Consider the following 19,187-nt stretch of genomic DNA (forward strand, 5'->3'; position numbering starts at 1 on the left):
ATCCTTGGGCGTGCTTACGTGCTGGGCGCGGGCCCGGTTATTTGCCTTGCGGCCGCAGGTAAGCGAGCCAGCGGCGCTCCGCGCGGCGGAACAGCCACACGAGCGCGAAAGAAATGCACAGATAGAGCAGGGCGGCAATGCCGAATGCATTGAACGACTGATACGTCGCCGAGTTCACGTCGCGCGCGATCTTCAGAATGTCCGGCACGGTCGCGGTAAAAGCGACGGTCGTGGCGTGCAGCATCAGGATCACTTCGTTGCTGTAGTACGGCAACGCGCGGCGCAGCGCCGAGGGCAGAATCACGCGCCGGTAGAGCGTGAACGACGACATGCCGTACGCGCGCGCCGCTTCGATTTCGCCATACGGCGTCGCCTTGATCGCGCCGGCGAAAATTTCGGTGGTGTACGCGCAAGTGTTCAGCGTGAACGCGAGCAGCGTGCAATGCATGCCGTCGCGGAAGAACGCGTTGGTCAGCTCGTGATTGCGGACAATTTCGAGGCTGTACAAGCCCGTGTAGCACAGCAGCAACTGCACATAAAGCGGCGTGCCGCGGAAGATGTAGGTGTAGAGCCACACGAGACCCGCGAGCCATTTCTTCTTCGAGACGCGCGCCACGGCGAGCGGAATGGACAGGCAGAAGCCGAGGCCGATCGACACGACGAGCAGCCACAACGTAATGGCGAGGCCCGTAAAGCGGTAGCCATCCGTGTAGAGATAGTTACGCCAGTATTCCTGAATGATCTCGATCATAGATCCGCCTTTCGCACGCCGGTCGAGTAACGCTTTTCGAGGTACATCAGCACGAAGTTCGACACTGTGGTGATGACGAGGTAGATCGCGCCCGCAAGCAGGGTAAAGAAGAAAAACCGCAGGGTGCCTTTGCCCGCGTCCTGCGAAGCCTTGACCACATCCGCGAGACCGATGATCGACACGAGCGCCGTGGCCTTCACCATCACCTGCCAGTTATTGCCGATGCCGGGCAGCGCGAAGCGCATCATCTGCGGGAACATGATGCGCGAGAACACTTGCCAGCTCGTCATGCCGTAGGCCGCGCCGGCTTCGAGCTGGCCGCGCGGCACGGCGAGAAACGCGCCGCGGAAGGTCTCGGTGAAATACGCGCCGTAGATGAAGCCGAGCACCGCGACGCCGGCCACGAACGGGTCGATGTCGATCTGATCCCAGCCGAGCATGTCGGTCAGATTGTTGAGCCAGATCTGGATGCTGTAGAAGAGCAGCAGCATCAGCACGAGGTCGGGCACGCCGCGCACGAGGGTCGTGTAGACGGTGCCGGCGCCGTACGACAGACGGTTCTTCGACAGTTTCGCCGCCGCGCCGAGCAGGCCCAGCAAGAAAGCGAGCGCCAGCGATAACACCGCCAGCTTGACGGTTTGCCAAGTGCCGTTGAGAAGCAGCGGGCCGTAGCCTTGAAGGAACATAAGGGGGTCCTTGACGATGCGTTTGCGACACACCGCGAAAGACGCGGGCGGCGTGGCGCCGCAAGTACCGCGAGCATGGCTCGCCGTGATCCGCGGCGCACAGCGCACCGCTGTGCAAATCATGACTGCATGGCCGTTGCCGGACCTGCAGCGCGCTTTTCGACTCTCTTTGAAACCAGACCGACTGTATTACGAAGCCCCGGACACGCCCATGCGGGCGAGCCCCGAGTCTCCTTTTTGCTGCATTCGACGGGAGCCCTCAGTCAGGTCCCTTAGCGGGTGTGCGAGACGGCGGCCGCGCGACGCGTACCCGCAGCGCTCAGTGTTCGGGATAGATCGCGAAGTCGAAGTACTGCTTTTCGAGCTTCCTGAACGTGCCGTCCTGATGAACCTGCGCGAGCGCCTTGTTGAACATCGCCTTCAGTTCGGCATCGTCCTTGCGCAGACCGATGGCCGTGCCTTCGCCGATGGTCTTCGGGTCTTTCACTTCCGGGCCGGCCCAGGCAAAGCCCTTGCCGCGCGGCGTTTTCAGAAACCCGGCGTCGGCCTGGATTTCGTCCTGCAGCGCGGCGTCGAGCCGGCCGGAGGTGAGGTCGGCGTAGACCTGGTCCTGATTCTGGTAGGGCACGACGGTCACGCCCTTCGGTTCCCAATACGCCTTGGCGTACGCTTCCTGGGTCGTGCCTTGCTCGACGCCGACGCGTTTGCCCTTCAGCGAGTCAGCGGTGGGCAGAAGCGGCGAGCCGGTTCTGGCGATCATGCGGGCGGGGGCGTCGAACAGCTTGTCGGAGAAATCGATCTGCTCGCGGCGCTTGTCCGTGACGGTCAGCGACGACACGATCGCGTCGAACTTCTTGCCCTTCAGCGCCGGGATGATGCCGTCGAAATCCTGCTCCACCCACACGCACTTGACGTTCATTCTTGCGCACAGCGCGCGGGTCAGATCGACGTCGAAGCCGACCACCTGGCCGCTGGCCGCCTTCGATTCGAACGGCGGATAGCTGGCGTCAACCCCGATGCGTACGGTTTTCCATTCTTTGGCCATGGCGCCGGTGGCCATGACGGCGAGCGCTACGCACAGTGCGAGCTTCTTCATGTTTCTCCTGGGTCAAACTGATCGGCCTCGCGTCCGATCCCGACTGAGCCTGGCTTGTGGCCGGCCGTCGCTATTCTAGGCGGTCAAAATTCCCGCGCCGCCGCGCTTTTTTGCCTGCGGTTGGCCCGGTGTCGGCCTGACGTTGCCCCGCTGTTGGCCGGGTGTGGGCCTCGCGTTAGACCCGCGTTGGCATCGTGCTGGCCTGCTCTCGGCGCGGTGTCCGGGTGTGCCGGACGCGCCTTGCGCCACGGCAAGCATAGAAAAGCGCGGTATTTTACCCGAAGAGGGGCCGGGCGCCAGTGCGCGATGCCCCCCGCGCCCGCCCCGTGCTGCGGGCGTTGCGTATGCGCGACGTATCCCTGCGCCGCCGCGCTCAGCGGCGTGCCACGGCAAGGTCGTGTCGGATTACGCGGATTTACGAAACGATCCGGTGCGCTTGCGCCCGATTGTCCGGCGCGCGGCGAGCCCATACATTCTCGTCATCGCCAATTTGACCGGGAGTACGTCATGATCGAAATTCGCCGCTCCGCAGAACGGGGCCACGCCAACCACGGCTGGCTCGACTCGTATCACAGCTTTTCGTTTGCCGATTACCGCGACCCCGAGCACGTCCATTTCGGGCCGCTGCGGGTGATCAACGAAGACCGCATCGCGGGCGGGCAGGGTTTCGGCACGCACGGACACCGCGACATGGAGATCGTCACGTACGTGCTCGAAGGGGCGCTCGCGCACCGCGACAGCATGGGCAACGGCTCCACCATCCGTCCTGGCGACGTGCAGCGCATGAGCGCCGGCACGGGCGTCATGCACAGCGAGTTCAACGCGTCGCCGGACGAAGAGGCGCATCTGCTGCAGATCTGGGTGATTCCGCGCCGCGCGGGAGATCAGCCGGGCTACGAGGAAAAGCGCTTCGACGCCGCGGACAAGCGCGGCCGTCTGCGCGTCGTTGCCTCGCCCGACGGCCGCGACGGCTCGGTGACAATTCATGCGGACGCGTCGATTTACGCCGCGCTCATCGACGGTGCGGAAACGGCCAGCTTCGCAGTGCCTGACGGACGGCTTGTCTACGTGCACGTGGCACGCGGTTCGCTGACGGTGAACGGCGAGGTGTTGCAGGCCGGCGACGCCGCCAAGCTCAGCGACACGGACACGGTGACGCTGGAACAGGGCAATCAAGCCGAAGTGCTGCTCTTCGACCTGGGCCGGCTGGATGGCTGAAGCGGGTTGTAGCGCGCCGCCTGTCGACAGATGGTTGAGCGCGCAACGAGTGCGCGGGCGCCGCCCAGTCCGTGCGCCGGGAGGCACTGACAGGGGCGCTGCCGCTATACAAAGAAAGAAAACGCCACGGGATCGCAAGGTTCCCGTGGCGTTCCTGCATTGACAGCCGCAAGCCGCCGTGCCGGCGGCGCGGGGTTACTGGTTCGCAGCCGGCGCCGACGCCGCGCCGCGATGTTCCTGCCAGCGCTCGCGCATCTTCTCATGACGCGCTTCCATCTTCGCAAAGCGCTGCTTCAGCGCCGTGCTGACGGTGGTCTTCTGCTGATCGTTCAGGCTGTTGTAGAACTTGAGCCAGGCGTCCGTGGTTTGCTGGCGCAGTTGCGCGTCTTTCTGCTCGATCTGCTGATGAGCCGCGGCCATCGCGTTGAGATCCAGAATCGGCTGTTGCTGCGCGGCCTTGAACTGGCTCTTCATTTGCTCGTGGTTGGTCCGCATCGCCTCATGGTTTTGCTTCATGGTGTCGAGCGCGGCCTGCCACTGCTTTTCCTGGTCTGCGTTCAGCTTCAACTGGTCGTGCAGCTGCGTGAGCTCTTTCATGAAGTGGCCGTGCCAGCCGCCGGGGCCGCCGTGCACCTCGTGAGCAGGTTGCGCGGCGTAGGCCGCGCCCGCGCCGATGGCGAGAGCGGTGGCGGCAACGGCGAGAGCGCGCGAGATTTTTTGGTTGGACATGTAAGGCTCCTTGTAATGGAATAGCCGACGATGCATCCGATCCAGTTGACGGCCTGCATTCGGTAAGACAGAGCGTAGAGAACTGCCTGCCGCGCTGTGTTACGCGGCTTCGCGCCGCTGTTACGGGTCATTACGTGCAGCTTTCACCGTAACACCCGGTAACCCTTGAGGCCTGCCTGAAATCGAAAACCGCTCCTGCCGCGCGTTAAACTCCATTCCATGGCTACTCAAATACTTGTTGTCGACGACGACGTCGAATTGCGCGATCTTCTGCGCGACTATCTGGCCCGCCAGGGGATCGAGGTGTCGGTGCTGCACGACGCGGGCTCGCTCGAGCGCAGACTCGAACGCGAGCGTCCCGACCTGATCGTGCTCGACCTGATGATGCCGGGCGTGGACGGGCTCACCGCTTTGCGCAAGCTGCGCGCGTCGGGCGACGACATTCCCGTCATCATGCTGACCGCGCGCGCGGACGACGTCGACCGGATTGTCGGTCTCGAACTCGGCGCGGACGACTACCTCGGCAAGCCGTTCAATCCGCGCGAACTGCTCGCGCGCGTGCAGGCGGTGCTGCGCCGTCGCCGCACGTCGCCTTCGGCCGCCGCGCCGGAGCAGCGCGAGCCGTTCAGCTTCGGCCGCTTCACGCTCGATTTCCAGTCGCGCACGCTGCATCAGGAAGACAAGCCGCTCACGCTGTCGGGCAGCGAGTTCGCGTTGCTGAAGATCTTCGTCAATCACCCCATGCGCACGCTCACGCGCGAGCGTCTACTCGAGCTGCTGCATGGTCCCGAATACGACGGCACCGACCGCGGCATCGACGTGCAGGTGTGGCGTCTGCGGCGCATCCTCGAAACCGACCCGTCCACGCCGCGCTTCATCCAGACCGTGCGCGGGCGGGGCTACGTGTTCGTGCCGGACGGCGAACAGCATGCGCCGGCCCATTGACTCACTGTTCGGACGGCTGGCGTTGCTGGTCGTCGCGGTGCTGCTGCTGTCGCATTTCGCGTGGTATGCGCTCATGCGCCTCGAGCGCAGCCAGCTGCAAACCCGCTACGCCGTCGAAGAAGCCACGTTTCTCGTCGACGCGGTGCGTCAGCACGTGGCCCGCAACCCGGATCAGCCGCTGCCGTCGCGCGTGAAGCTCGTCGACCCGGCGAGCCCCGAGGTGCCGCCCGACACGGCGGACATGCCGCCGCCGCTCGAGCGCTTCATTGAAGACGTACGCGACCGCATGCCGTCCGGAACGCAGGTGCGCGTCGGTCTGCCCGGCCGTCCGCCCACGCTGTGGGTGCGGGCGCCCGCCGACCGCAGCTGGATCGTCGTACCGGTGCAGCCGTTACGGCCGCCGCGTTCGCTCGACCGCACGGTGCTGTGGCTCGTCATCATCTTCTCGTTCGCGGTGATGGCAGCGCTCTTCGCCGCGTGGGCGCTGCAGCAGCCGTTGCGCTCTCTCGCGCAGGCGGTGGCGCGCTTCGGCCGCGGCCTGCCGGTGCCGCCCGTGCCCGAGCGCGGGCCGCGCGAGTTGCGGCAATTGACGCATGGCTTCAACCAGATGGTGCAGGAAGTCGCGCGCACGGAAAACGACCGTGCCGTGATGCTCGCGGGCGTCGCGCACGATCTGAAGACGCCGCTTGCGCGCTTGCGGCTGCGCGCCGAAATGATGGACGAGGCGAAGATGCGCGACGGCGTCGTACGCGACGTGGATTCAATGACGCACATCGTCGAACAGTTTCTCGTGTTCGCGCACGACGGCGCGGATCGCAGCGAAGCCGTCGAGGTCGACGCGCAGTGCGAGCGCGTGGTGCGCAGCTATCGGGCGGTGGCCTCCGGCGCGCCCACCGTGCAAACCGACCTGCGGGCGGGCCCGGGTTTCCTGCTGCCCGCCGCCACGCTCGACCGGATTCTGTCGAACCTGCTCGACAATGCGCATGCGTACGGCGCGCCGCCCATCGTGGTCGCCACTGCGCGCACCGCGGAGGGCTTTACGCTGTCGGTCAGCGACAACGGCAAGGGCATCGCCGCGCAAGACCTCGTCAATGCGAGCCGGCCTTTCGTGCGGCTCGATCCGGCGCGCGGCGGCAATGGCCACAGCGGACTCGGGCTCGCCATTGTCGAGCGGCTGGTGCGGCGTGCCGGCGGCGAGTGGCAGATCGGCAATCACGAAGGCCGTGGCTTGCGCGTCTTGATGAGCTTTCCGTTTGCCGCGGTGCCTCAGGCGAGGGCGGCTTCGGAAACGGTCTGGTGATTCGGATGCAGGCGCGGCGTGGGTCGCCCGGCCGCCTCGCGAGTGGTTTGTGGAATGGTTTGTACCCTGGTTCGCGGCGCTCGCCGGGCGGCCTTCTTGCTGACCTGTGATGCCGCTCCTGATGCGGCTCCTGATCGCCGCCGCGGCTGCCCGCCACGACCACGAGCTCGACCTCGGCCGCCGCCGCTTCAAACCCTCGCGTTTTAATCCGAGAACAGTGTATTCAGCGCGTTCGCCGCCTCGCTGTCCACCGTATTCCACGTCGCGCTCTCGGCCTCGAAAATATAGTGGGTCGTATATTTGCCGAGGCGCTCAAGTATTTCTTCCTGAATGACTTCCGGCGCGACGTCCAGCTTCAGATACCACGCGGTGGACGACAGCCGCGTCTGGAACGCGCCATATTCGGCCAGCAAATTGTCGAACGCGTCAGCGTCCTGATCGCGGCAGACAATGACCAGATTTCCCTTCATGCGAATCTCCCGTTAAAGCGGTAGCGACAACTCGAACTCAGTGTCGATCATACCTGCTCGTTCGCGGGAGGCTCGGTGGCCGGCTTGCGTGGCACCAGACGGCGGACTCGCCGTCACGGACGTTACCAGACGTTGGCGACCGTGCGCGCCGGCGGGGCGGTGTCGTCGGGCGGCAGCGCCTCCGTGCGATCGCGGCCGCCGGTTTTGGCCGCGTAGAGCGCCGTGTCGGCGCGGCTCATGATCCGCTCCGGGAGGTCGTCGACGGAAAGCTCGGTGATGCCGATGCTCACCGAGAGCGTGACCGAAGCCGGCAACTGCGCCGACGGCACGGCCTTCAGACGCAAGCGCAAGCGCTCAACCACTTCGCGGCCGCCGGCCAGGTCGGTGGCCGGCAGCAGCAGTCCGAACTCCTCGCCGCCGAGCCGGCCGATCGCGTCGGCGCCGCGCAGTTCCGCACGGCAGGTGTCGACGAAATGTTCGAGCGCGCGGTCGCCGGCCGCATGGCCGAAGCGGTCGTTGATCTGCTTGAAGTGATCCAGGTCGGCAATCGCCATGCACAGCGGCTGGTTCCCCAAATGCGCGCGGTCGATCTCGTGACGCAGCAGGTCGAGGAAATAGCGCCGCGACAGCGCGCCCGTCAGCGCGTCGTGGCGCGCCTCGGCCGACAGCAGCGTATTCGCCGACTGCAGCTGCTCGGCGAGATCGCGCGTGGCCCGGTGATGCCGCCGCTCGCGCACATACGACACGGTGATGACCCACGCGAGCGCCACGGTTCCCGCAAGCGTCAGAAACACCAGCAGATGATCGCGTTTATGGTTGCGCAGGAGCTCGGGCCAGGCCGACAGCGGCTCGACGAGATGCGCCGAGAGCCCCGAATTCAGGCCGCCGCGCGTCTGATACAGCGACGGCCCCGGCCGTCCGGTCGAGCCGAACAGCTGCTCGGCGATCGCGGGGGAGACCCACGGCGCCTGCTCGCGCATGAGGGGATCGACGCGAATCTCGATGTCCGGGAATACGTCCCGCCGATAGGTCACGCTGCGCTCGGCGGTGCTCATTTTCGTGACGCGAGAGTTGGGCAGCGCGCGGCCTTCGAGCTTGCTGTCGTGCGCCATGATGATGACGCCGTTGTCGTCGGCGACGAAGGTGCCGACGTGCGCGACCCAGTGGCGCAGCCGCGCGATCCCGACCTTGGCGACGACCGCGCCCGCCAGCTCGCCGTCCGCATAGACCGGCACCGCGATGAAGATGCCGGGTTCGCCGCTCGTGCGGCCCACGCCATACGTCTCCGAGAACGCGCCCAGCAGCGCGTTGGTGAGGTAGGCGCGCACGCGCATGTCGACGCCGACGAAAGAAGCGCCTCGCGCCTGTGAGCCGCCTACCACGTCGCTCGAGGCCACGCAGATGCCGTTTGCATTGACGAGCCACACCTGATCGAGCCCGGAGAAGCCCTGCGCCCGGTGCAGAAAGGTGTTCACCGCGTTCATGCGCGCGTCTTTGAGCAACGCGGCGCGCAGCGCGGGTTCCGTCGCCTCGCCGTTCGCGGCATAATTCCGGGATTGCACCAGGGCGTTCTGGACCACGTCCATTTCGGCCATGGTTGCGGGGATAGCCCGCGACATGGCAAGGTCGCTCGCGATCACCTCGGCCATGTTGTCGACGATCGACGCGGCCATCTGGCGTTGCGCGCGCAGCGCCGCGTCGAGCTCTTGCTGTACCATCCGGTCCGCGACCATGCCGGCCACGAACCAGCAAGCCAGTACGATCAGCATGAAGCCGATCGGGCCGGTTGCCTGGCGCAAGGTTGTCCTGTTCATCGACCCTCTGATCCGTCTGGCTGAGACATGCAACTAGCTTATTCGTGGCAGCGCCGCGGCGCCGATCGGTCCGACGCCTCGCCCCGCGTTTCGCTCGGGGTTGCGCCGCGCGCCTTCTGGCCGCGTCGGTTTTTGCCGTTATTGCACCAGGCGGTCGTACGCCGCCGCAGCGGCCCGGGATAAAACCACCAATAAAGGTGCATCTTTGTGGATTTTAACCGCCATGGGGCCAGACGGCATCGTTATTGGGGAATGAAATCCATATTGTGGCGGCATCCATCCAGCTTTTAACGGCAGCCGCGCACGTTTCTTGATGGTGCGCGCAGGGATGCCCGAGGCGCACGCGCCAATGATCGCGGCATGGCCGACGCTCTTCGGCGGAAGGCCCCTGTCAGCGCATTGCGGGCCCGTTGTCAGGCGGCCACTGCAAGTTGCCAAGAATTGCCGTCAAAGGTTGTGCCTGAAACATAGGATGGTGTAGTGTCGTGCCGTCCAAAACAAAGGAAAGCTCGCCAGCCTACGGGCGGCGCCTGCGGCGACAGGACTCTGGCTTGACGATCGACGCTCCGGGGCGGCTTGCCCAGCGGCGCTCGCGTTGCCGGTCCAGATGTCTCCTACGCTAACGATTTACCGCTCACACGCGTTTTGCCATGCCTGATTTCCGCTTTCCGGACCGATCTTCAGACCGCCGCGCGGCAGCCGCGGCCTCCTTCTCGCGTTCGAGCGCCTGTATACATAAGGAGTGGGTCTGATGGATTTCAGCTTTGACCTGAAGCGCACCGCCAATGCGTCCGCATGGCGCGTGCTGCCCAATCGCTGGGACTTCGTCGCGTTCCCGCTCATCATCTGCATTATCGCGATGGCGGCGATCGGCTTTCACGAGACGCTCGCGCCGATGTCGACACTGAAAACCCAGGCGATCTCGCTCGATCCGGCGAATCTGCCCGAGTACGCGATGCGCACCACCTTGCGCATGCTCGCGGCGATGGTCGCGTCGCTGATCTTCACGCTCGTCTACGGCACGCTCGCCGCGAAAAGCCGCCGCGCCGGCCTCGTGCTGGTGCCTATTCTCGACATCCTGCAGTCGGTGCCGGTGCTCGGCTACATCTCGTTTACCGTCACGTTCTTTCTTGCGCTCTTTCCCGGGCGCGTGCTCGGCGCCGAACTCGCGGCAATCTTCGCGATCTTCACGAGCCAGGCGTGGAACATGACGTTCAGCTTCTACCAGTCGCTGCGCACGGTGCCGCGCGATCTAGACGAAGTCTCGCGCGGTTTTCATCTGACGTCGTGGCAGCGCTTCTGGAAGCTGGAAGTGCCGTTCTCCATGCCCGGCCTCATCTGGAACATGATGATGTCGATGTCGGGCGGCTGGTTTTTCGTGGTCGCTTCCGAGGCGATCACGGTCGGCAACAACACGATCACGCTGCCCGGCATCGGCGCCTATCTCGCAGCGGCCATCACGGAGAAGAACCTGCACGCGATCGGCTGGGTGATTCTGGCGATGACCGTGGTGATTCTCGCGTACGACCAGCTCCTGTTCCGCCCGCTGGTGGCGTGGGCCGACAAGTTCCGCATGGAAAACACCAGTTCCGGCGACGCGCCCGAATCCTGGCTGCTCGACCTGATTCGCCGCACGCGCCTGATTCACCGGCTGCTCGTGCCGCTCGGCTGGATGTTCGCGAAGGCGGCGCGCGTGCCGTTCCGCCTGCCCGCGCTGCAAGGGCCGCGCTTCCCGATTCCGCAGATGCAGAAGAGCTCGCGCGTCGGCGACATCGTGTGGGGCGCGCTGGTGCTGCTCGGCACCGTGTATGTGGTGTATCGCGTGTTCATCTACGTGCGCACCGGCGTGTCGCTGGACGAGGTCGGCCACGTGTTTCTGCTCGGTCTTATCACGCTGTTGCGCGTGGTGCTGCTGATCGCGCTGGCTTCTGTGATCTGGGTGCCGGTCGGCGTGCTGATCGGCTTGCGGCCGGCGCTCGCCGAGAAGATCCAGCCGCTCGCGCAGTTCCTGGCGGCGTTTCCGGCGAACCTGCTGTTTCCAGTGTTCGTGATCGTGATCGTGCGCTTCCATCTGAACCCGGACGTCTGGCTCTCGCCGCTGATCGTGCTCGGCACGCAGTGGTATATCCTGTTCAACGTGATTGCCGGCGCGACGTCGTATCCGAACGACTATCGCGAGGCGGCCAAGAATTTTCATATTCGCGGCTGGCAATGGTGGCGTCAGGCCATGTTGCCGGGCATCTTCCCGTACTACGTGACGGGCGCGATCACCGCGTCGGGCGGCGCCTGGAACGCGAGCATCGTCGCGGAATTCGTGCAGTGGGGCGACACCAGGGTTGCCGCGCACGGGCTCGGCGCCTATATCGCGCAGTCCACTGCCGCGGGCGATTATCCGAAGATCATTGTCGGCATCGCCGTGATGTCGCTGTTCGTGACGTTGTTCAACCGCCTGCTGTGGCGCCCGATGTACGCCTACGCGGAAGCCAAGCTTCGGCTGGACTGAGGCCCCGCCGCTGCCGCTACGCGCCGGCCCCGAGGAAGCACGAAGACCTGGGCGGCCCGGCGTTTTCCTGAGAATTGAAGGCATAACGCGATGCAAAATCCTAAAGCTGCAATGACCGCTGCGCCGATCCAGACGCCGCCGAAGCCGCCGCGCCTCGGCGAAGAAATCCTGCGCGTCAAGGACGTGTGCCGCGGTTTCAACAAGACGCAGGGCGAACTGCTTGTTCTCGACGACGCGAACCTGTCGCTGCGCGAAGGGGAGATCGTCGGGCTGCTCGGGCGTTCGGGCTCGGGCAAGTCGACGCTTCTGCGCATCATCGCCGGTCTGATCGAGCCGACCGACGGCGAAGTCACCTATATGGGCAAGCCGCTCGAGGGCCCGGCGAAGGGCGTCGCGATGGTGTTCCAGACGTTCGCGCTGTTCCCGTGGCTCACCGTGCTGCAAAACGTGGAAGCCGGACTGGAGGCGCAGGGCGTGGCGGCGCGCGAGCGGCGCGAGCGCGCGCTCGCGGCAATCGACCTGATCGGCCTCGACGGCTTCGAAAACGCTTATCCGCGCGAGCTGTCGGGCGGCATGCGCCAGCGCGTCGGTTTTGCGCGCGCGCTGGTGGTCGACCCGACGCTCCTGCTGATGGACGAGCCGTTCTCCGCGCTCGACGTGCTGACCGCCGAGACCTTGCGTACCGACCTGCTCGACTTGTGGACGCAAGGCCGCATGCCGATCAAGTCGGTGCTGATCGTCACGCACAACATTGAAGAGGCCGTCTTCATGTGCGACCGGATTCTCGTGTTGTCGTCGAATCCGGGCCGCGTGATTGCCGAAATCAAGGTGCCGTTCAAGCATCCGCGCAATCGTCTCGACCCGGCGTTCCGGCGGCTGGTCGACGAAATCTACGCGAAGATGACCGCGCGTCAGACCGACGAGAAGACGAGGAAGGGGCTGGAACTGCACAGCTGGTTGCCGCATGTGTCGACCAACCTGATGGCCGGCCTGATCGAGACGCTCGCCGCGGCGCCGTACCACGGCCGCGCGGACATGCCGGAAATTGCGCGTTCGCTGCACCTGGAAGTGGATGATCTGTTCCCGGTCGCGGAAGTGCTCCAGCATCTCGGTTTCGCGGACGTGCGCGAGGGCGATATTTTCCTGACGCCGCCCGCGCGCGTGTTCGCCGAGTTCGGCACCCAGGAGCGCAAGATGATGTTCGCCGAGCATCTGCTGCGCCATGTGCCGCTTGCCGCGCGAATCAAGAAGGTGCTCAACGAGCGCCCGGGGCACCGCGCGCCGCGCGTGCGCTTCGAGCAGGAACTGGAAGACTTTTTGTCGGATAGCGCCGCGGAAGAGACGCTCGACGCGGTCATCAACTGGGGCCGCTACGGCGAGATTTTCTCGTACAACGACCAGACCGAAATCTTCAGTCTGGAAGACGTGGAGTCGTGATCGCACGCGTGTTCATGCGCCCGGTTCAATGAAAACGGCAGGGGAGACCCTGCCGTTTTTTCGTTCTGCCGCGCGGACCGTGGATTGTCCTGCGTCGGGCGCCATGCGCGTCGCGGCTACTGCAGAGTGCCCCAGCGCTCCACCGCGGGCTCGGCAGACGCCCATTTCCAGCCCTTGTCCTGCTGACACGCGCTGGCCGTGTACCAGTCTTCGTGCGCGTTGGGGCCGTCGCCGTCCTGCACCGAGAACACGAATTCCTTGCACAGCGCGAGCGCCGAACCGAACGCGCGCGTGACGCGCACCTGGCCGTGGCCGTTTTCAATGGGCAGCGTATGTTTGACGGACCACGGCCGTGTTTCGCCGACCGGCATGGCGCCGGCCAATGCCGCGATCAGGTTCTGCTGATCGCTGTGCATGGTGCGCATGTAGCGGCCGACGGCCTCGTCGGTTGCCGCTTGCACGGCGATACCGACGCCGATGCCCACCGCCGGATTCGAGGTGACGAGACCGGACGCCACACCGGCGGCCGCGCCGCTGGCCGCGCCGATCGACGAGCAGCCGCTCATCAGCACACTCGCGCCGATGCACAGCGCACCGGCGAACGCCGTCAGGCTCACGCGACGAAGCGGCTTGGCAGCCGCGAGCGCACGCGCCGTCATTGCAATGCGCCCCAGCGTTCGGTGGCGGGTTCGGCCGACGCCCACTTCCAGGTATCGCCGTCGCGGCAGATCGACGCGACGTAGAACGCGCTGCTGGCCGGGACGTTTTTCGTGGCGATGTGGTCGACGGAGAAGACGATTTCCTTGCAGTCGAGCGCGCCCGCGCTGATCGTGCGGCTGACCGTGACGCGGCCGTGCTCGTCGTCTTCGATCGGCATGGAATGCGTGACGCTCCACGGGGCGACTGCGCCGACGTCGAGCGGGCCGGCGATTTTCGCGATGCCGTCCTGCGTGTTCTTGTGGACCACGCGCTCCGAGTACTGCACGCCGGCTCGCGCCGCGGCCACCGCGCCGAGACCGATGCCGGTCGCGACGGCGGCATTGCTCGTGACTTTCGCGGCGAGCGCGGCGCCGGCGATACCCGCACCGGCAGTCGCGCCTTCCGTGTAGACCGAACTGCAGCCGGAGAGCGTCGACCCGAGCGCCACGGCGAGGGCCGCGAACGCCGTGGCCCCACGACGTCCACGGGCAGCCGGTTGCTGGCCGCCAGCTTCAACGCGCGACCCGAAGCGCAGTGTCAGGAGCGTTTCCAGGCGCGCTCCGAACCACGCGCCGCACACTGTTTTGTTTTGCATTCCCTGTCTCTGTTCTTGCAAGTGCCGCGGTTCGCGCGAAGGAAGCGTCGAACCCGCGGCAGATCGTCCCATCGTTAAAAATGGGCTGCTGCATTTTGCAGGATGCGTTTTGTAAATGGCAGAGGGAAAGTGCAAGCAATTGCAAAAGATGATGCGCGTCAAACCGGTTTCTGCTCGGCCTGCAGGCCGGTTTGATTGGTGGTGCGAACTGTTTCGAGAGGAAAGTGCTGCGCGCGCCCGTCTACTGTTCTGTATCTTCTTCCGTGCTTTCGTCGCCGTATGCGCTTAGGCGGTTGTAGAGCGTTTTGAGGCTGACGCCGAGCGCTTTTGCCGCGCGCCGCTTGTCGCCGCCGCAGTACTTCAGCGTGCCGAGAATGATCTGCTTCTGCGCGTCGGCGAGCGGCGTGCCGATCCACACGCTCATCGCATCGCCTTGCGTGACGGGCCGCTTCACTTTCGACGCGAGGTGCGGATGCGGCAGCTCGACTGTCTTCTCGGCGAGAATGAACGCGCGGTACACGGCGTTTTTCAGCTCGCGCACGTTGCCCGGCCACGACCACGTGCGCAGCGTTTCGATCGAGCGTTTGCTGAAACTCTTGTTGGTGCCTTCCTGCTGGTTGAGCTGCGCAAGAAAGTGCTGCGCGAGCAGTTCGCGGTCGTTCTCGCGTTCGCGCAGCGGGGGCGCGCGCAACGGAAAAACCGCGAGGCGGTACATGAGGTCTTCGCGCAAACCGTTTTCCTTGACCGCCACGGCCGGGTCGCGATTGGTCGCGGCGATCACGCGCACATTGCCGCTGATCAGCTCATTTCCGCCCACGCGATAGAACGTGCCGGTTTCGAGCGCGCGCAAGAGTTTCACCTGGCGCACGGGCGCCATTTCGGTGACTTCGTCGAGAAAGAGCGTCCCGCCGTTCGCATGCTCGAAGTAGCCGACGCGCCCTTGCACCGCGCCGGTGAAGCTGCCTTTTTCATGGCCGAACAACTCGGCTTCGATCAGTTCGTCGGGAATCGCGCCGCAATTCACGGCGACGAAGGGCGCCTCGCGGCGGCTGCTCTGGTCGTGGATCGTGCGGGCGATCAGCTCCTTGCCGGTGCCCGATTCGCCGATGATCAGCGCGGTTGCATCGGTGCTCGCGACGCGCTCGATCTGCTCGTACAGATCGAGCATCACCGGCGACGAGCCGTACAGCAGGCCGTACGATTTGAGTCCCGCGATGCCGTCGGCGACGCGCTGCTTCGCTTGGGCGGAAGCGCTGCCGCCGGCGGACACAGTGGGCGAGTCCAGATCGATTGACGCCATAAACGGGGAAGTCCTGTGCAAATGAATTTCGTTGTTGCGGCGCGCAGGCCTGGGAACGAGATGGCAAAAGTCCTATCTCACAAAGGTCGATTTAACCACTTTGGCGGCGCTTCCTGCAATCTATGTGACAGCGTTCGGGCAAGCGCCGCACAAAGTCGGTCGAAAGTGCTTTCGACGTCATCGCGTTGCGACCCGGGCGGCCCAGATTTACCGGGCACAGCGCTTGCGGCTCGGCCGCGACATGCGTGCGCTGGGCCACATAGCGCGGCTCCCGCGCGACGCGAACATCTGAACCTGGACGAGGAGCGAAAGATGACTGACACGACGCAACAGCTTGCACTCGGCGGCCAGAAGATCGTCGAGGATCTGCGAGTGCTGTTGAAGGATTCGGAGGAAATGCTGCGGCTAGCCGCGAACGTGCCGGGCGAGGGCGTCGGCGCACTGCGCCAGAAGCTCGGCAATCACGTCGAGACGCTGCAATCCGCGCTCGGCGACGCGCAGGAAAACGCGCACCGGCGCTACCGCTACGCGACGGTCAACACGGAACGTTACGTGCGACAGAACCCATGGAGCTCGGTCGCCATCGCTGCGGGCGTCGGCTTCGTGCTCGGCGTGCTGACCGCGCGCTGAGCGCAGTTCGGCCGGCTGCCTCCGCGATCGCCGCGGACGCGCGCCGGTGCTTACCTGCCTGGCGCTTGATCAGCACAAGCCAACGCAAGCCCCACCCCGGCCCCACCCCAGCCCAACATAAGGAGTTCATGATGGCTCGACCCAAAATTGGCATTTTCGGTGCGCTCATGGCGCTCGGCGGCTATCTCGCGGTGCGCTATGTGCAGCGCAGCCGCGCGGCCCAGTCGACGACGGGGCGCGAGTTGAACCGCTGGGAAGACGAGGGCGGCGCGGTCGTGACGCCGTCGGCCTCGTCGGCGCAGTCCGGCGGAAGCGTCGCGGCAACCGCGGGTCCCGGCGCACACGGCCCGAACGGCTCCGCCCACCCCGACGCCTGGCCTTTCCCGCACAGCAGCTGAGGCTGCTTCGCGGCCCCGCGCCGCGCCGGCCCTTCCGGCGTGCGGCGTGGGCCGGGACTGTTAAATTGTCTCAGTAAAGCCTTATAATAGGTAAATACACAACAATAGTGCCGATCACGCCCAATTTTTCGCGTGCATTGTTGCAATATTGAGCGAAATCGGTGACCAAGCGGTCTACGGAAGTTGGCGTATGCTCACTTTGAGAGATAGATGCCCGCTTCTCGCGCGAGGTCGTCGCCGTTTTTAGCATGCCCCGCCGCATGCTGTTCCTCCCACGCTTGCAGGCTTTCGAGACGCGATGCCACATGTACTGATTGTCGATGACGACGCGAGTACCCGCGAGGCGCTTTCCGCCATCATCGGGGAAGACGGCCTCACCACCGCCACCGCGGGCGATCTGCGGGAAGCGCGCATTCAACTGGTCCGGCAGATGCCGGACGTTGTCTTTACCGATCTCAAGCTGCCCGACGGCAGCGGGGTCGAACTGTTCGAAGATCTCGACCCGCGCTCCGGCGTGGAAGTGATCGTGATTACCGGCCATGCCACCGTCGAGTCGGCGGTGAACGCGCTCAAGATGGGGGCCACCGACTATCTGGTGAAGCCGATCAACATGCAGCGCGTGAAGGCGATTCTGTCGCGCCTGCCGCGCGCCGGCGACCTGAAGGCGGAAATCGGCACATTGCGCGGCGAACTGCGCCGCATGGGCCGCTTCGGCCTGATGCTCGGCAATTCGCCGGCCATGCAGGAGGTCTACGACCAGATCGGCCGCGTCGCGCCGACGGCGGCTTCGGTGATGCTCGTCGGCGAATCCGGCACCGGCAAGGAGGTGGCCGCGCAGACGCTGCACGAGCTGAGCCTGCGCCGCAAACATGCATTTCTCGCCGTGAATTGCGGCGCGATCTCGCCGAATCTGATCGAGTCGGAAATGTTCGGCCACGAGCGCGGTTCGTTCACGGGCGCCGACCGTCAGCACAAAGGCTATTTCGAGCGCGCGAACGGCGGCACGCTGTTCCTCGACGAAATCACCGAAATGCCGATCGAGCTGCAGGTAAAGCTCTTGCGCGTGCTCGAAACCGGCATGTTCATGCGGGTGGGCACCACGAAGGAAATCGAGACCGACGTGCGTCTCATCGCGGCGACCAACCGCGATCCGGAGCAGGCGGTGCTGGAGGGCAAGCTGCGGCTCGACCTCTACCATCGGCTGAACGTGTTTCCGATCAGCCTGCCGCCGCTGCGCGATCGCGGCAAGGACGTGGAGCTGCTCGCGCAGGCGTTTCTCGACGAGCTCAACGAGCGGCACGGCACGAAAAAGCATTTCCCGCCAGCAGTGAAGGAGATGCTGCTGTCGTACCCGTGGCCCGGCAATGTGCGCGAGCTGAAGAACTATGTGCAGCGTGCGCACATTATGTCGGGCGCCGACTCGGACAGCACCGCGACGGTGCCGTTGCAGATCACGTTGTCGAAGCCCGCGGCGGGCACGGCGATCACGATTCCGTTCGGTACGTCGCTCGCCGAGGCCGACCGTCAGCTGATTCTGGCCACGCTCGAGCAGTGCGGCGGCGTCAAAACGCGTGCCGCCGAGATTCTCGGCATCAGCCTGAAGACGCTGTACAACCGCCTCGTGGAATACGGCAACGACGCGCGCGAAGAGGGCGATTCCGCCGACGAATCGCGCGCGTTGGGCGGCGCGGACGCGTAGCGCCGCAAGCCGCCCTTCAGCCGGGAGCGCGGCTGCGACTCTCACAGACGGCAAGCCGGCACAGGCCTTGCTGAATCCGAACGGACACGCATCGCGAGGATCACCGACAATGCCGCAATCCGCCGCCGCTCCCGCGCAGCCCCTTCGCAAGCACGCGCATCGTCCGGAGCCGATCGAGCCGCCCACCGCGCCGCCGACACCGGGCGAGCCCGACACCGTGCCCGATCCGAGTCCGCAACCCATCGAGCCGGTCGAGCCGCCGATCGGCGATCCGCCGCCGCAGCCCACGCAAACTCCCCAGGCCAGTCGGCGTCCGCCAATCTCTCTGCGCGTCTGAGTGATCGTGGCTTGCGCCTCTAGCCTCCCGTAGGGATTTTGTGTACATGTTACAAATGCGACGCAGGTTTTACCGGCAATTTACCGTTGCCGCTCCTAGACTGTGTTGATGCCGCCGTCGCCTGGCGGCGCGGCTTTGCCCGGAGGCATCGATCATGAGACATCCAGCGCTGCGGCGCTCCGCACGCCACTCGAAGCGCGACGGCCGTCCTGCGAGCAAGGACGCTCCACCCGCGTCTTCCGCCCCTGTTCCTGACTCTCAGGCCGCGCCCGGCGCGCCCGTCACGCCAGCGGCGCCTTCGGCCGCACAGCACCACGATCCGTCCGCGCAGAACCGCGTCGCCCCGGACGCGCCGCCCGACGGCGAGTTCAACCAGGGCGGCGTGCGCCAGGAAGGCATCGACTATCAGCGCGACCTCGGCTCAGAACAGGACGCCTGAACGGGCCGACGCCGAAGTTCGTCTTGCCGCGAGCAACGTATCTTCCCTGGCAATCGCTTGGCTGGAAGAAAATTCCGCAGATTGAACTTGCATCGCGAGTTCCTGCTTGTTCGTCACAATTGCATACATTTTTATTTTCGG

Annotated in this window: 19 protein-coding genes; 10 read left to right on the forward strand and 9 right to left on the reverse strand. The window is 65.2% G+C overall.

What is annotated here, in order from left to right:
- Window positions 1–37 precede the first annotated feature (37 nt).
- From HV711_RS06645 to HV711_RS06655, 3 genes are all read right to left on the reverse strand, one after another.
- A complete protein-coding gene (locus tag HV711_RS06645) occupies window positions 38–751 on the reverse strand; it encodes an ABC transporter permease (protein ID WP_013587574.1) in 714 nt (237 codons plus the stop codon).
- Complete coding sequence (locus tag HV711_RS06650) at window positions 748–1,437, reverse strand: ABC transporter permease (RefSeq protein WP_013587575.1); 690 nt, start codon at window positions 1,435–1,437, stop codon at window positions 748–750. The genes HV711_RS06645 and HV711_RS06650 overlap by 4 nt, the downstream gene beginning before the upstream one ends.
- 319 nt (window positions 1,438–1,756) lie before the next feature.
- Window positions 1,757–2,533: an ABC transporter substrate-binding protein gene (locus HV711_RS06655; RefSeq protein WP_013587576.1), complete on the reverse strand. Its 777-nt coding sequence runs from the start codon at window positions 2,531–2,533 to the stop codon at window positions 1,757–1,759.
- Between the two features lie 507 nt (window positions 2,534–3,040).
- Between HV711_RS06655 and HV711_RS06660 the strand changes: the two genes are divergently transcribed.
- Window positions 3,041–3,751 (forward strand): pirin family protein, encoded by a 711-nt coding sequence (locus tag HV711_RS06660; RefSeq protein WP_013587577.1) that lies wholly within the window; start codon window positions 3,041–3,043, stop codon window positions 3,749–3,751.
- A gap of 195 nt (window positions 3,752–3,946) precedes the next feature.
- Here the strand turns inward: HV711_RS06660 and HV711_RS06665 are convergent, their stop codons facing one another.
- A complete protein-coding gene (locus HV711_RS06665) occupies window positions 3,947–4,480 on the reverse strand; it encodes a Spy/CpxP family protein refolding chaperone (RefSeq protein ID WP_028360463.1) in 534 nt (177 codons plus the stop codon).
- Between the two features lie 219 nt (window positions 4,481–4,699).
- On the opposite strand from HV711_RS06665, the gene HV711_RS06670 reads away from it, so the two are divergent.
- Both HV711_RS06670 and HV711_RS06675 read left to right on the forward strand, forming a co-directional pair.
- Window positions 4,700–5,425 carry a response regulator gene (locus tag HV711_RS06670; RefSeq protein ID WP_013587579.1) on the forward strand — a complete coding sequence of 242 codons (726 nt, stop codon included), beginning with the start codon at window positions 4,700–4,702 and terminating at the stop codon, window positions 5,423–5,425.
- Window positions 5,409–6,725: an ATP-binding protein gene (locus HV711_RS06675; protein WP_013587580.1), complete on the forward strand. Its 1,317-nt coding sequence runs from the start codon at window positions 5,409–5,411 to the stop codon at window positions 6,723–6,725. Before HV711_RS06670 ends, HV711_RS06675 begins: the two co-directional genes overlap by 17 nt.
- Before the next feature lie 203 nt (window positions 6,726–6,928).
- Here HV711_RS06675 and HV711_RS06680 read toward each other — a convergent pair whose 3' ends face one another.
- Complete coding sequence (locus tag HV711_RS06680) at window positions 6,929–7,195, reverse strand: double-stranded DNA-specific endonuclease (protein ID WP_028360464.1); 267 nt, start codon at window positions 7,193–7,195, stop codon at window positions 6,929–6,931.
- A 122-nt stretch (window positions 7,196–7,317) separates the two neighbouring features.
- Entirely contained in the window at window positions 7,318–9,009 is a 1,692-nt protein-coding gene (locus tag HV711_RS06685) for a sensor domain-containing diguanylate cyclase (RefSeq protein WP_013587582.1), read from the reverse strand.
- 751 nt (window positions 9,010–9,760) lie between these two features.
- Here HV711_RS06685 and HV711_RS06690 point away from each other — a divergent pair.
- A complete protein-coding gene (locus tag HV711_RS06690) occupies window positions 9,761–11,512 on the forward strand; it encodes an ABC transporter permease (RefSeq protein ID WP_035480515.1) in 1,752 nt (583 codons plus the stop codon).
- 90 nt (window positions 11,513–11,602) lie between these two features.
- On the forward strand, window positions 11,603–12,949 hold the full coding sequence (locus HV711_RS06695) for an ABC transporter ATP-binding protein (protein WP_013587584.1): 1,347 nt from the start codon (window positions 11,603–11,605) through the stop codon (window positions 12,947–12,949).
- Window positions 12,950–13,065: 116 nt separating this feature from the next.
- On the opposite strand, the gene HV711_RS06700 is transcribed toward HV711_RS06695, so the two are convergent.
- The 3 genes from HV711_RS06700 to HV711_RS06710 form a co-directional block, all read right to left on the reverse strand.
- Window positions 13,066–13,608 carry a hypothetical protein gene (locus HV711_RS06700; RefSeq protein WP_028360467.1) on the reverse strand — a complete coding sequence of 181 codons (543 nt, stop codon included), beginning with the start codon at window positions 13,606–13,608 and terminating at the stop codon, window positions 13,066–13,068.
- Window positions 13,605–14,243 carry a hypothetical protein gene (locus HV711_RS06705; protein WP_244142667.1) on the reverse strand — a complete coding sequence of 213 codons (639 nt, stop codon included), beginning with the start codon at window positions 14,241–14,243 and terminating at the stop codon, window positions 13,605–13,607. Before HV711_RS06705 ends, HV711_RS06700 begins: the two co-directional genes overlap by 4 nt.
- Window positions 14,244–14,484: 241 nt before the next feature.
- Window positions 14,485–15,543: a sigma-54 interaction domain-containing protein gene (locus tag HV711_RS06710; protein WP_028360469.1), complete on the reverse strand. Its 1,059-nt coding sequence runs from the start codon at window positions 15,541–15,543 to the stop codon at window positions 14,485–14,487.
- Window positions 15,544–15,855: 312 nt separating this feature from the next.
- Here HV711_RS06710 and HV711_RS06715 point away from each other — a divergent pair, with 312 nt between their 5' ends.
- The 5 genes from HV711_RS06715 (at window position 15,856) to HV711_RS06730 (ending at window position 19,046) form a co-directional block, all read left to right on the forward strand.
- On the forward strand, window positions 15,856–16,173 hold the full coding sequence (locus HV711_RS06715) for an ElaB/YgaM/YqjD family protein (protein ID WP_013587588.1): 318 nt from the start codon (window positions 15,856–15,858) through the stop codon (window positions 16,171–16,173).
- A 131-nt stretch (window positions 16,174–16,304) separates the two neighbouring features.
- A complete protein-coding gene (locus tag HV711_RS06720; protein WP_013587589.1) occupies window positions 16,305–16,571 on the forward strand; it encodes a hypothetical protein in 267 nt (88 codons plus the stop codon).
- A 298-nt stretch (window positions 16,572–16,869) separates the two neighbouring features.
- The gene (locus HV711_RS06725; protein ID WP_013587590.1) at window positions 16,870–18,270 is read left to right on the forward strand and encodes a sigma-54-dependent transcriptional regulator; all 1,401 of its coding nucleotides are present in this window, start codon (window positions 16,870–16,872) and stop codon (window positions 18,268–18,270) included.
- Window positions 18,271–18,379: 109 nt separating this feature from the next.
- Complete coding sequence (locus tag HV711_RS33425) at window positions 18,380–18,607, forward strand: hypothetical protein (protein ID WP_013587591.1); 228 nt, start codon at window positions 18,380–18,382, stop codon at window positions 18,605–18,607.
- Window positions 18,608–18,761: 154 nt separating this feature from the next.
- Window positions 18,762–19,046, forward strand: a complete 285-nt coding sequence (locus tag HV711_RS06730; RefSeq protein WP_035480513.1) for a hypothetical protein — start codon at window positions 18,762–18,764, stop codon at window positions 19,044–19,046.
- Window positions 19,047–19,187: the final 141 nt, after the last annotated feature.

This window comes from Paraburkholderia phenoliruptrix, assembly GCF_902859825.1.
GTDB lineage: Bacteria > Pseudomonadota > Gammaproteobacteria > Burkholderiales > Burkholderiaceae > Paraburkholderia > Paraburkholderia phenoliruptrix.